The sequence below is a fragment of the Gottfriedia acidiceleris genome (assembly GCF_036421055.1).
Lineage (GTDB): Bacteria > Bacillota > Bacilli > Bacillales > Bacillaceae_G > Gottfriedia > Gottfriedia acidiceleris_C.
On the sequence record NZ_JAZGQS010000008.1, the window covers coordinates 55,452 to 68,638 of the forward strand.

Here is a 13,187-nt window from a genome sequence, read left to right on the forward strand (position 1 = left end):
CAGAAAAAAACCACTAAAAGTGGTTTTTTAATCACGCATTGCCCCTGCCTCACGAGAAGTCATTGCTCCTTGTCCTTGGCTTACGTCATTTTGAATTTGTTGTTTTACTTTTTGAGGATTCGTTCCTGATTTCATATTTGATCCCATATTCCCTTTACTTTGTTGATTTTGTGGCATAATATCCCTCCTTAATAAATTGTTTAACAATTATATTATTTACAATAAATGTCGTAATATCCGGGAATTTGAGCTAATAAATAATTCTTAATTGAATATAAAATAGTTTGACTATTCAGATTTAACAATCTATAATCATATTAAACTAACTACCGGTAGTTAATACAGAAAATAATAAATAGGAGATGATTTTTTATGAAATATCCACTTTCCCCTGATGTAAAACCTGAGTTTTGTACAACTGGAACGTTTATGAGATTACCGTCTGCAAAAGAAAATGCGAAATTAGCAATCGTAGGTATGCCTTTTGATACGGCTGCATCGTTTCGTGTGGGTGCTCGTTTTGCACCTCAAGCAATTCGCCAAGCTTCTATGACCCTATTTCCATATCATCCAATTCACAAGGTATATCCTTTTGATGATAGTAATGCAATCGATATTGGAGATGTGTCCGTTATCCCGCATAATATTCACCGTAGTTATAAAATTATTGAAGATGCAATGTTTGAATTAATGGATCAAAATATTATTCCAATCGCCTTAGGTGGTGACCACTCAATTACCCTTGCAAACCTTAGAGCAGCAGCTAAAAAGCATGGGCCAGTTGCAATGATTCATTTTGACTCACATACTGATACATGGGATACTTATTATGACGAAAAATATTGGCACGGCTCTCCTTTTATTCGAGCTCATGAAGAAGGATTACTCATTCCAAACAAGGTATTCCAATTAGGAATTCGAGGTACATTGAACCATCCTGGAGATATCGATGCTAGTCATGATCTAGGCTACAATGTTATTACGACTCCTGATATGTATGAACGAGGTTTTGAAGATATTTTAAGAGAAATGAAAGAAGTAATTGGTGATACTCCATGTTTCTTAACATTTGATATTGATTTTGTCGATCCTTCTTGTGCGCCTGGAACTGGAACGCTTGAAGTTGGTGGATATAATAGTATGGAAACTTTGAAAATGATCCGTACGTTAACTGATTTCAATTTTATAGGATTTGATTTAGTTGAAGTACTGCCATCCTATGATCCAACACAGATCACATCCCTTTTAGCTGCAACACTTGTACATGAATTTGCTAGTTTAGCTACATTGCGAATTAATAAAGGAGAGTCAAAGTAATTTATAAAAACTCTGTTATTTAAACAGAGTTTTTTTAGTGTGTTGTACTCATTAACTTTATATGAGGACGCTATTTTTAGTTTTTTCCTTTACTCCTTCCTCATGAAGCCTTAAAACTTCTACTTTTATGGGTTGCAGTTACTCCTATTAACTTTTTCAAATTAAATTTCAATAATTTTTAGACTTCAAACAGATTCCAGTTTATAATCTAGCTAACAAGAGTTAGTTTCGGAGGATGAATATGACAAAGGATAAGATTATTGCAGCAGCACTTGCCTTATTTTCTAAAAATGGCTATGAGGGTACAAGTTTAACTGAAATTGCTAAAGCTGTTGGGATTCAAAAACCATCTATTTATAATCATTTTAAAAGTAAAGAAGAAATCTTTCTTACTATTTATGAAAACATTCTATGGCTTCATGTGAAAAAAGTAGACGAACTAATGGGTGAAATAAGCGAACTATCTGCAAAAGAACAACTTTACAAAATTCTAAATTTAACATTTGAATATTATATTGAGTTCGAGGAGCAATCTACTTTCGTGAACCGCGCTGTCTTTTTTTCACCTGAACAATTAAAGGAGCAATTACATACTCAGTTCATGGAATCTGAAGAAGCGATGTCGACTATTTTAAGATCAGTAATTGATAAAGGGATTAAAAATGGCGAAATTCGAACAGGGAATGTTGAAGATTTTGTTATGTCTTATTACTGTTTAATTGATGGTATCTTTATTGAATTATCCTATTATGGAGCTGAAAAGATGAAGCCAAGAATATCAAACATTTGGCGAAATTTTTGGTACGGATTTCAAAACGAATAATAAAAAAGCATTCGATAAAACGAATGCTTTTTTATTATTACTGATTAGCCGTTAATTCTGATTTAAACTGCTGAATTAAATTGTCATCTGCAGGTGCAGCTGGTTTGTAAAATCCTTTTTGTAATGCATAATTGTACAATGTGCGTTGACGCGCTTCATCTTGATTTCGTAATTGAATTAAAGTTTGTCTTAACTCTGAATTATTCGATTGATTAATATATCCAGCATAAGCAGCTAAACTAGCATTTAGACCTTCTAAATAATCATTTACCATATCTTTATCTTGAAACATTGTCTTATCTCCTTATCCTAAAAAATTTAAAAGTTCTTGTCTTGATTGCTGTGCTGATTGAGCATCTCTTTGTAGTAATGCTTTTAATTCAGGATCAGAACAATTTTGAGCATAGGCCTCTAATTTATTTGCGATTGTACTATGTCCTCCGATAATATGACGAAGATTTTCTAATTCAAGTTCTGTTAATCCATTATTCATACTTAATTTCTCCTTTCGAACAAAAAATTACATACTTCTTTTTTCGTCTGCCTGAGCTTCTGTCCTTCTCTGACTTTGTTAATCAGAAAGGTTTTTCGAATACTCCACACATTGACATTATTAATTTTCCAAAAAACTGTAAAAAAATACGTAAAAAAGCTCAATCTATTCGAATAATAGATTGAGCTTTAGTCAAATTTAATTATAACTCTCTGCTGAAATCAGCTTCTTCTAATTTAACCTTTTTCGTTTTCATCACGACTTTATAGCCAAGATACCCAAGAATAAATAATGGTAGTCCAATGTAAGAAACAGCAACACCATACCAGTCAATTTTGTCTCCTGTAAATGCTTCATAATTTGTTCCAAGCATTGCAACTAAACATAAAACTGTTGCTAGAATTGGACCAAGTGGGAACCATTTTGCTAAATAAGGTAGATCTTTTAATTTTCTTCCTTGAGCGATATACGCTTTACGGAAGCGATAATGCGTAATTGAAATGCCTAACCAAGAAATATAACCAGCCAAGCCTGCTGCATTTAATAACCAAGAGTATACTGTACCATCACCAAATAATGAAGTTAAAAAGCAAAGCGCACCAATTAGAGTCGTCGCAATTAATGCACTTACTGGAACTCCACCTTTGTTTACTTTTCTTAAGAATTTTGGTGCTTTTCCTTCTTCAGCTAATACCCATAATACACGAGAACCAACGTATAAGCTTGAATTACCTGCTGATAAAACTGATGTTAATATTACTGTGTTCATTGCAGCAGCTGCAAAAGCTAGTCCTGCATGTTTAAATACTAAAGTAAATGGACTAATCGCAATACTATCAACATCTCCACCTAATAAGTTAGGATCTGTATAGCTGATTAAACAGCCGATAACGAAAATCGCTAATACGTAAAATAATAAAATTCGCCAAAAGATTTGTTTGATTGCTTTTGGAATGTTCTTTTCAGGATTTTCACTTTCCCCTGCAGTAACCCCAACCATTTCAGTTCCTTGGAAAGCAAATCCTACAATCATAAATACACTAAAGATCGATAAGAGACCGCCTTTAAATGGTGCTTCTCCTTTTGTGAAATTATCAAATCCACCAGTATGACCACTCATAATACCGAAAATCATTAATAATCCAATGACGATGAAAATAATGATTGTAGCTACTTTAATAATTGAAAACCAAAACTCAGATTCTCCATATCCTTTTACAGATAGTACATTTAAACCAAAAATTAAAACAAGGAATATAGAACTCCATACGATTCCAGGCGTATGTGGGAACCAATACTTCATAATTAAAGCCGAAGCTGATAATTCTAAAGCAAGGATAATTGCATTGTTGTACCAATAATTCCAACCAACAGCGAAACCAAGAGCTGGGTCGACAAATCTTGAAGTATATGTGCTAAAAGAACCCGAAATTGGAATAAGAGTTGCCATTTCAGCTAAGCTAGTCATAAGGAAATAAACCATGATACCAGCAATTAAATAAGCAACAAGAGCTCCACCTGGCCCTGCATCATGTATTGTTGCTCCACTCGCTAGAAATAGACCAGTACCAATCGTACCACCCATAGCGATCATTGTTAAATGTCTTGTTTTTAGTTTTCTTTCTAAATGTTCTTTTTTAGGCGCGTTACTTTGAACAGTGAAGTCACTTTTACGGTTTGTATTTTGCATGAATACACCTCTTTATTTTAAATTAAAATTTCTCCTAGAATTTAAATCTTTAAAAGCTCGCATACCAGTGTATCTCTGACTATTCGACAGGAAATTGCAAAACACATTCTAATACTAAACCTGGAGACTGAGCGATGTAAAGATGAAAATCCTCCCTTCTCGATTAAAAAAAGGAACAAATCTAATACCCTCAATGCTGGTAGCGTTTTCATTTTTTTTGCTTTCATCATCGAAATGTACTTAATTTAAATTATCATAATTTGACGAAAAATAGAAGAAGTTTTTTCATTGTTTAGATAATTTAGAGTTATTTAAGTATAGTTAAATTTTCAAAAATCGTATATTTATTTGAAACAATAAATATATATTAAATCTAAGTTCGACATACTTCAACAATTAATTATTAGATTGGTAAAAATTATATAATGAAAGCGCTTCGCAAAATTATATCCTTATTTTATAAAGCTTTACACTATTTAGAAGTTCAAAAATAATTATCTGTCTATAGGAAAATCATCATTCTTTTGCAGGTGAAATGTCCTGAATTTTTATCTTAAAGATCATCAACCATATACAAAAAAATGAATAAGACTTTGTTTTTAGTTTTCTGAATTTTTAGAACGAAAAATTTAAAAAAACATTCTTCATATTTCCTGAAGAATGCTTTAACATCTATTTTTAATCTATCTTATGGAGTAACAATATTGATCTCTTGATTGAAATGATCAAATAAATTTAACATCTCTTTAAATTTCTGCTTATTCCCATTAATGCTTAACTTTCCACTTTCAATTGCCTGATTTACATCAAGTTTCCCAAGCATCATGAAATAAAAAGTTACTTTATCTACAAATAATGATGCATCAGATTTTGTGGTTGTTAGACCTTTGCTATATTTAAAAACAGCGTTCTTGATATCAATTGTATAATTTGTATCCAAATCAGTAAAATTTACATTAAATGTTAAATTTTTATCATTTGCTTTTGGTCCATTTAGTGTAATTGACATATATTCTAAAAAATCATTTACTTCCATACTTAAGATTATCTGAGGGTCAACAGTACTAGTAGTTTTCGAACCATCTAACTTGACAATTCCTTTTCTCAGTTCTTCTGCCCCTGTTAAATAATAATTTCTCCAGGCTGCAGATTCGGACTGATAGCCTAATTGCTCGTAAGATTTAGCTAGTAAGTCTTTTGCCTTTTTATTAGTAGGATTTGCCATCACAACATTTTTCAAAACTTGCGCTACCCAACGATATTCCCCTTTTTCAAAATCCGCTTTTGCTAGCTTCAGTACTTTCTTTTCTCCACCCATATATTGAACATATTTAGTTCCACTCTCTACTTGTGGAAGTGGATCTAAATCAGATGGGTTTCCATTAAAATAGCCTAAATAATAATTGTAAACTGCTTTGGCATTTTGCTTTAAATTACCATAATATCCTCGATTCGCCCAGTATTTATCAAGGCTACTAGGTAGTTTTATTTGTTCAGCTATTTCATCTGCAGTATAGCCTTGATTTGCTAGACGAATTGTTTGATCATGAATGTATTTATATAAATCCCGTTGCTTTGACAGATGGTCGATTACACGACTTTTCCCCCATAACGGCCAGCTATGCGCTGTAATTAATGCTCCAATTTCTTCTTTACTAACTAAATTGATTGTATCATCCAAAGCTTTTACCCACTCCGAAGCATCTCGTGTTTTCGCACCTCTTAAAGTATAAAAATTATGCATCGTATGACCTGTATTTTCAGCGACTACTAAAGTTTTGTAATCATTTATGTAATAATGCATTTCTGAAGGTGCTTCAGTATTTAACGTTAATAAAAATTTAAACTGAACTCCATCTATTTTCATCGTTTGTACTTTATCTTTTATTTCAATTGTCGGTTGCAAAAAGCTAATTGTACCATTACTAAGTCTAGAGCCAATCCCATTTGTTACGTATCCTTTTTTATTTAAAGGTAAAAGATTTCCGAACATATACCCCGCTCTTCGTGACATGATATGGCCTAAAAGGATATTCTCACTTACTACTTCCTTTGAAAAATTCAGTGGTGTAATAATTGGTACTTTTTCTGGATTTGTGGCATATTGTAAAACTCCTTTTATCCCTCCAAAATGATCAACATGACTATGGCTAATAACTACTGCACTAACTGGTTTATTAGGGCGATTTGCATAATATAATGCCATCGCTGCTTTTGCAGTTTCACTCGTTGATAATGTGTCTAATATGATTAAACCTGTTTTACCTTCTACAATGGTCATTACAGATATATCTTGTCCACGAATTTGATAGATCCCATCAACTACCTTGTAAAGTCCCGGTGAATCTAGTAATTGAGCCTGTCTCCATAAGGATGGATTGACCGTTAAAGGGGCGGGTCCATCATTTATAATAGAATATTGGTATTGATCCCAGATGACAACACCTTTTGTATTTTTTATTTGATTTTGCATTAATGGTGAAATGAACCCTCTATGAGCGTCAATAAAATCTTGCTTATCATTAAAATTTAATTCAGTATAAATTTTTTCATTGGATTTAATTGTATCCATCGTAGGAGGCATCGTTTGTGAATAAACTTTGTTATTATTAAAATGACTAAAGAATAAAATGACTAATAGTAGATAAATAGTTAATCTTTTTAAGTATATTTTTTCAAACATGTTTTTACTCCTATTTTTTAGACATCGCAACAGCCCCCAGATAATGCTGAAACCTTTCTTTAGTTTGCCTTCAAATTTCCAATTTATGTTAATATTAGTGCTGAATTATGAGAGGAAGGGGGAGACTCCGCAGGAACAAGGGGGCTTTTGCTCATGGCCTATGGAAAGAGAGCTTGACGTAGTGGAAATCACTGTACTTAATAAAACCTCTTTTTTCAACACACAAAAAAAAGATGATATCGATGTAAACTCGATATCATCTTTTCGATTAATCAGCCGCTTCGCTTTGTTTCTTATCATGATCTGTTACGTCTAATACATCTAGTAAAAAGATAAATACAGGAATACCGATGATCAGACCCCATACGCCAAAAAAGCGTTCTGAGAAAACGAGAATTAAAAATGTATAAAAAACAGGTAAGTTTGTTTTAGCTGATATAAGTTTTGGATTTAAGAAATAACTTTCAAGCGCATGTAAGACTAAAATCATGATGATTACATACATAATATGAGCCATTCCACCGATTGTATAAGCAATCGTACAAAGAGGTATTAATGAAATAAACATACCTGCTACAGGGATTAGTCCAAGTAAGAAAATCAAAAAGCCTAAACCGATTAACTGAGGAAATCCCATAAAGTTTAAAGCGATTACCGATAAAATACAATTCACAAATGCAATGATAAATTGCGCTTCAATTACTTTTCCAAAAGAACGCGAAAATCTTTCACCAAAATAGGCCAATTCATTATAAAGAACTGATATTTTACTATTTTTAAATTTTCGAGTAAAAGCTATAATTCGAGGTTTTTCAAGAAGAAAAAAGAAACTCAGAACTAGAGCGATTAATACTTCAATTCCCCACTGGCTAATATTAGATGCATACTTATATAAAAAATCTAAGCCTTGCTCTGTATAGCCTGATATTTCAACCTTTTTAATTGCAGTAACGATATAGTTGATAATTTTCTCATCTGGCGGATTCATATAAAACGTTTTTATTTGGACGATTAGTTGAACAACTTGAGTTGTAATAATCGGTAAATAATTATAGATTCCAAAAACTAAAGCCGCCACAATGACAACATACAAAGAATAGACAACAACTAAACGATTAACTGGCAGTATCTTATTTACTCTATTCGTAATAAATTTATGTATCCGATCCATTAAATACGTAAAAATGAAAATTAGTAAGACTAAATTTATTATTTTCCGAATTAAGATCAACACTAGAACGATACTTGAAATGATTGCTAATCGTTTAAACGTGCTACTTTGATAAAATTTTTTCACATCCATTCTACAACCTCCTTACTTTTTCTTGATATTTGAGTAGTTTGGACTTTTTTTATTTTCAGTTTTTTTATTAGATGAAATTAATCTCTCTATTAATTTGTATTTAAACTAGACGACGCTTATGATTATATACAATAATCTAATTCATTTCCATCTATTAATAAGACAAATCAGTACAATTTATTGACAAAAAGGATAAGCATTCAAAGTCTGCGAAAAAAAAAGAGAAGCTATCTAGTAATAGCTTCCCCTACTTTCATTTTACTTTAAACCCAATTGAATGAAAACATCTCCATATAAAAATCTTTTCTTTGAATCCTATTACTTTTCTTGTTCCTAAGATTCTTTCCAAACTGCCTATATCCATTCACACTTGGGCACCGAGTGAATACTATAGGCATGAGGGTGTGATGCAATGAATAACTCTAAGATTAAAGAAGACCTCCGAATAATTGCTACTCTACAAAGAGACTTAAATGTTGCCACTGCTGCATTATTATTAACTGGTCAAATTACATTAATAGGTGTTTTCGTAACTTCTGGTGAATTTAGTCTATCACTAAGTGGACCCTTATTAGGTAGAGAACGTGTAGAGAGTAAATATGGAGATCAATTAACAAATACTCTCATTGATGTAATCGATATAATCATTGCAATTTTATTATTAATTGATGAAGTTCGAGTTGTTAGCTCTGTAATAGGACCTACTAGATTCTCACTCAACGTCAGTGGGCCCATTTTTGGTGCGCCAGTTAGCGAACCGACACTTCCTTTTCTAAAAAAAACGTATTACTTTTGTAAAAAAATTGTTTCGAAACATTTTGATATTGATCCACGAATCTTTAGTAAATAAAGGAATGGTGATTATGGCTTTAACAGATATCCCTACAGTAAGACCTACTGATACCCAAGTTTTTCTTATGGCAATTTCAGTCATTTCGTTTATTTTCTTCTTTACACGAAGAAAAGTTAGTGATACAACACAAATGAGTTAGCGCTCACTATTCGTCTTTTTCTAGCTCCTTATTTTTTGGTTCTTCTCTATTTTCGATAACTGACAAAACTGCTTCATGTATTTCTTCATAGCATGTGCATCTACAAATATTAGAAGATAGCCATTCTTTCATCGTTTCATATGTTGGATGTGAATGTTTCATTAAAAGAGAATGGCAATTCATGATGAATCCAGGTGTACAATAGCCACATTGAAATGCAAAATTTTCAACAAATGCTTTTTGGATTGGAGAATCTTTTAATCCTTCGATCGTTGTTATTTTTTGTCCAATCGCTTCAATGGCAAGCATGATACACGATTTATAAACGGTATCATTTATAACGACTGAACAAGCTCCGCAATCTCCATTTAAGCAGCCCGGCTTTGCACCAGTGAGACCAAGCTTTGTTCGTAGCACATAAAGGAGAGGGTCTGCAGGACGGATTTCCACTTGTCGCAACTCATCATTTATATCTAAAGAAATACTAATTTTTTCTGCTGGAGACTGGTCCATTACCTTCCCTCCAATTCTAAAATGATCGTTTCTAATGTATTTCTTAAAACAAATAGTCGATATTCCTTTGAGCCTTCTATATCATCTAATACTTCTCCAGGAATGAATTGCAATGCTTTTTGGATTCTTTCATCTAAATTTACATTCAAATTGTTAAGTTCAGCTTCCATTTTCTTGGAACGAAATGGAAACGGACATAAACCACTAAAGGCAAACCGTAATTGGTTTTCCACTTTTATAGATGCAATCGTTAGTAATGGATAACCAGTATCCCATTGCTGACGTTTTTTTATGCTTATGAAAGGTAGATTCATATATTTCTTTTCGGTTAACAGTTGAATAATAAGTTGTCCGTCTTGGAGTTGAAAGTTTTGATTAAATATTTGTTCGATTGGAAAAGCCTCAACACCATTGTATCCTGCAATAATTACTTGGCTATCACATAAGAGAAACGGTAAAACCGCTTCACGATAAAAAATTTGACCACACAAATTTCCACCTAGTGTTATTTTATTTCTTGCAGTGCGGTCTGCTATTTCCATCGATGTTTTTGAGAGTAATGGAAATAGGTTTTTCTCTTCTAGATCAGTAAGTGAAATGACAGCACCTGCTATTAAATAGTCCTCATTAAACTCAAACATTTGGCACTCTTTTAGCTCTTTAATATCAATCAGCGCATCTGTTTCAACTAGATTTAAACGACCAAGCGTTAGGATTTCCGTTCCACCTGCGTAATAAATAGGTCTTTTGTTTTTAGCTTTTAAAAAGTAAAAAATCTCCAATGCCTCTTTTATATTCATTGGCTTATAGTATTCTAAATTAGAAGATAACAATCTAGTTCCCACCTTCTTTTACTTTCCATAATAGTTCTGGGATAATTGGTAAATTATTTATGTTTACAGAAAGTGCTGTCGAAAGGCAATTACCAAGAGCAGCTGGCATTCCTAGTAAACCGTGTTCCCCTGCTCCCCTTGCACCAAAAACAGCATCAATTTGTGGTGTCTCAACAAACGCTACGTCATATTTAGGGTTCTCCCCAAATCGAATTGGTCGATATGTTCGCAATTGAGGATTTAATACTTTCCCATGCGCATCAAAATAAAACGTTTCGCGCCCTGCAAAAGATAATCCCATACTCATTGCACCTTTCACTTGACCTGTTGCAGTTTTAACATTTAGTACTTTGCCGATATCAACAGCTGTAACGGCTTTAAGAATCCTATATTCATAAGTTTTCGTATCAATTTCTACTTCAACCCCATGTGCACAAACTGTCCATTCAGGTCCTGGTTTTCCAGCTCCAGTTTCTCGATTAAGTTTGGTTAAGCCAGTTAAAATATAGTGACCTCTTCCAATTATCTGACCACCTATAGAATTTCCATTTGGGAATGTGTATCCGTAGGCAATATCTTTTATTGCTATGTTTTTATCCGGTTCACTCCTTAAAAATACTTTTCCATAACCAACTTCTAAATCTTCTATAGGAGCACGCAATATAAACGATGCTAAATCTTTTAGTTGACGAATCACATCTTCAGCAGCTACTAACAACGCTCTGCCAGCCATAAACGTCCCTCTACTCGCAACTGTTTTCCAATGTTCGGGTGTATTTAAAGTATTAATATTCATTTGAACATGTATGTCCTCTATGTCCATTTTGAGAATTTCTGCTAACATTTGAGCAAGAATCGTTTTTGTTCCTTGACCAATCTCTACAACACCAGACATTAGATTGATACTACCATCCGCATTATAGATTAATATGACACCTGAGCTTGCATTTGGTGTAATGGTAGAGGTTTTCCACGAACAACTAATCCCTTTCACTCTTAACTTATGATTTCCTAAGTCAACAACTTGACCTTCCTGCCAATTGATTAATTCTCTCATTTTTTCTATACATTTTGGTAGATTCCCAACTGTACTAGAATTTAATACAACTTGGGTAGGAGTTGTATCACCTGGTTTAATGGCGTTTTTTTCTCGAAGTTCCATTGGATCCATATTTAGTTTTTTAGCTAAGATATCCATTGCTCTTTCAAACGCAAAATGTACTTCAGAATGACTAAAACCTCTAAATGGTGCTGGATAAGGATGATTTGTATACATACATAAGGAATCACACCAAATATTTTCGATATTGTAAGGTCCAGTACAATCAACTGCTCCAGCCCTTGTTAAATCAATTGATTTATCTGCATACGCCCCGCCATCCCATAAATAGAGTATTTCTGCAACTTTGAGCATCCCGTCCTTTGTACTTCCAAGTTTTACATTTGCCTCTAGTCCTATATGAACAGGTGATGAAACCATGTCATTTTCCCGGGTGTTATAAATTTTTACTAATCGGCCATTTACTGCTCTTGAAGCAATAAAGGCTAAAAGCTCTAACTGCACTGCTCCTTTTCCACCGTACCCCCCACCTACAAATGGGGTTTTTACAATAACCTTTCCAGGTTTAATATCAAAATACTCTCCAATTAAATTCTTAACCATAAAAGGGCATTGTGAGGAAGTAGTTATCTCAACTGTGCCATCATGATGGATTTGAGCAAATGAACATCTTGTCTCCATCGCAGCATGATCAGATGGTCTAAATCCAAAGCTCTCATCAATCATGACTTCACTTTCGCGCCATCCTTTATTAAAATCACCTTTCCTAATTTTTATTCTTGTAGCAATATTTGTACCTGGCTCTGGATAAACTCCCTCGTTTACTTTATATTCCCCTAGCTTCGGGTGTACAAGCGGGGCATCTTGTTTAAGGGCTTCAAAGGGAGAGTTTACAACAGGAAGTAATTCATATTGAACTTTTATTAAATTAGCAGCTTTTTGTGCAGCAAATGGAGTATCTGCTACTACAATCGCTACAACTTCTCCAAAAAATCGAACACGATCAAATGCGATTGGGTATCGATCAAGTACCGCTTCTCCTACTAAAGGTAAGTTGTCACCAAATACAATTTTTCGAACACCCTTGACGTTATGAGCATCGGTTGCATCTATACTTTTAATAATGGCATGCGCATATGGACTTGTGACCAAACGAGCATGAAGCATTTCATTCGTCTCAAAGTCATCTGTATATTTAGCATGACCTGTTACTTTTTCGAAGGATTCTTTCCTGGGTATTCCTTTTCCGATAATGTGCATGATGGGTTTTCAACCCCTTTCGTAAAAAAAATTCACAATGTTAAAGCTTTAATGATATTTAATTTTTTCTTTTATATGAGATACTTTAAAAATTTATGTTTTGGATACTAAAAAAATGCCCAGATAGAAGAATCAGGCATCTTAATCAAAACGATAAACAATGAAATTTAGTAGATCTATTAAGTACAGGTGCAATTGGAAAAAAGTCTCAACTTGAAGA

The 13,187-nt window shown here is 33.4% G+C and carries 13 protein-coding genes; 4 read left to right on the forward strand and 9 right to left on the reverse strand.

Annotated elements, in window-relative coordinates:
• Window positions 1-27: 27 nt before the first annotated feature.
• A complete protein-coding gene (locus tag RAH41_RS13595; protein ID WP_331223124.1) occupies window positions 28-177 on the reverse strand; it encodes a hypothetical protein in 150 nt (49 codons plus the stop codon).
• Between the two features lie 195 nt (window positions 178-372).
• On the opposite strand from RAH41_RS13595, the gene speB reads away from it, so the two are divergent.
• Together speB and RAH41_RS13605 are read left to right on the forward strand one after the other, a co-directional pair.
• Window positions 373-1,317 (forward strand): agmatinase, encoded by a 945-nt coding sequence (gene speB / locus RAH41_RS13600; protein WP_331223126.1) that lies wholly within the window; start codon window positions 373-375, stop codon window positions 1,315-1,317.
• Window positions 1,318-1,558: 241 nt separating this feature from the next.
• Entirely contained in the window at window positions 1,559-2,140 is a 582-nt protein-coding gene (locus RAH41_RS13605) for a TetR/AcrR family transcriptional regulator (protein ID WP_331223127.1), read from the forward strand.
• Window positions 2,141-2,177: 37 nt separating this feature from the next.
• On the opposite strand, the gene RAH41_RS13610 is transcribed toward RAH41_RS13605, so the two are convergent.
• The 5 genes from RAH41_RS13610 to RAH41_RS13630 form a co-directional block, all read right to left on the reverse strand.
• Window positions 2,178-2,432, reverse strand: coding sequence for a spore coat protein (locus RAH41_RS13610; protein ID WP_331223129.1), 255 nt, complete (start codon window positions 2,430-2,432; stop codon window positions 2,178-2,180).
• 12 nt (window positions 2,433-2,444) lie between these two features.
• On the reverse strand, window positions 2,445-2,633 hold the full coding sequence (locus RAH41_RS13615; protein ID WP_331223130.1) for a hypothetical protein: 189 nt from the start codon (window positions 2,631-2,633) through the stop codon (window positions 2,445-2,447).
• Between the two features lie 202 nt (window positions 2,634-2,835).
• Entirely contained in the window at window positions 2,836-4,323 is a 1,488-nt protein-coding gene (locus RAH41_RS13620) for an amino acid permease (RefSeq protein ID WP_331223132.1), read from the reverse strand.
• 688 nt (window positions 4,324-5,011) lie between these two features.
• Entirely contained in the window at window positions 5,012-7,006 is a 1,995-nt protein-coding gene (locus RAH41_RS13625; RefSeq protein ID WP_331223135.1) for an alkyl/aryl-sulfatase, read from the reverse strand.
• A 268-nt stretch (window positions 7,007-7,274) separates the two neighbouring features.
• Window positions 7,275-8,309, reverse strand: coding sequence for an AI-2E family transporter (locus RAH41_RS13630; protein ID WP_331223136.1), 1,035 nt, complete (start codon window positions 8,307-8,309; stop codon window positions 7,275-7,277).
• A 412-nt stretch (window positions 8,310-8,721) separates the two neighbouring features.
• Between RAH41_RS13630 and RAH41_RS13635 the strand changes: the two genes are divergently transcribed.
• A complete protein-coding gene (locus RAH41_RS13635; RefSeq protein WP_331223138.1) occupies window positions 8,722-9,159 on the forward strand; it encodes a hypothetical protein in 438 nt (145 codons plus the stop codon).
• Between the two features lie 13 nt (window positions 9,160-9,172).
• A complete protein-coding gene (locus RAH41_RS13640; RefSeq protein ID WP_331223140.1) occupies window positions 9,173-9,301 on the forward strand; it encodes a hypothetical protein in 129 nt (42 codons plus the stop codon).
• A gap of 6 nt (window positions 9,302-9,307) precedes the next feature.
• On the opposite strand, the gene RAH41_RS13645 is transcribed toward RAH41_RS13640, so the two are convergent.
• The 3 genes from RAH41_RS13645 to RAH41_RS13655 are packed head-to-tail and all read right to left on the reverse strand — an operon-like array spanning window position 9,308 to window position 12,967.
• Window positions 9,308-9,814: a (2Fe-2S)-binding protein gene (locus tag RAH41_RS13645; protein ID WP_331223142.1), complete on the reverse strand. Its 507-nt coding sequence runs from the start codon at window positions 9,812-9,814 to the stop codon at window positions 9,308-9,310.
• Entirely contained in the window at window positions 9,814-10,647 is an 834-nt protein-coding gene (locus tag RAH41_RS13650; RefSeq protein ID WP_331223144.1) for an FAD binding domain-containing protein, read from the reverse strand. The genes RAH41_RS13645 and RAH41_RS13650 overlap by 1 nt, the downstream gene beginning before the upstream one ends.
• 1 nt (window position 10,648) lies before the next feature.
• On the reverse strand, window positions 10,649-12,967 hold the full coding sequence (locus RAH41_RS13655; protein ID WP_331223146.1) for a xanthine dehydrogenase family protein molybdopterin-binding subunit: 2,319 nt from the start codon (window positions 12,965-12,967) through the stop codon (window positions 10,649-10,651).
• Between the last annotated feature and the right edge of the window lie 220 nt (window positions 12,968-13,187).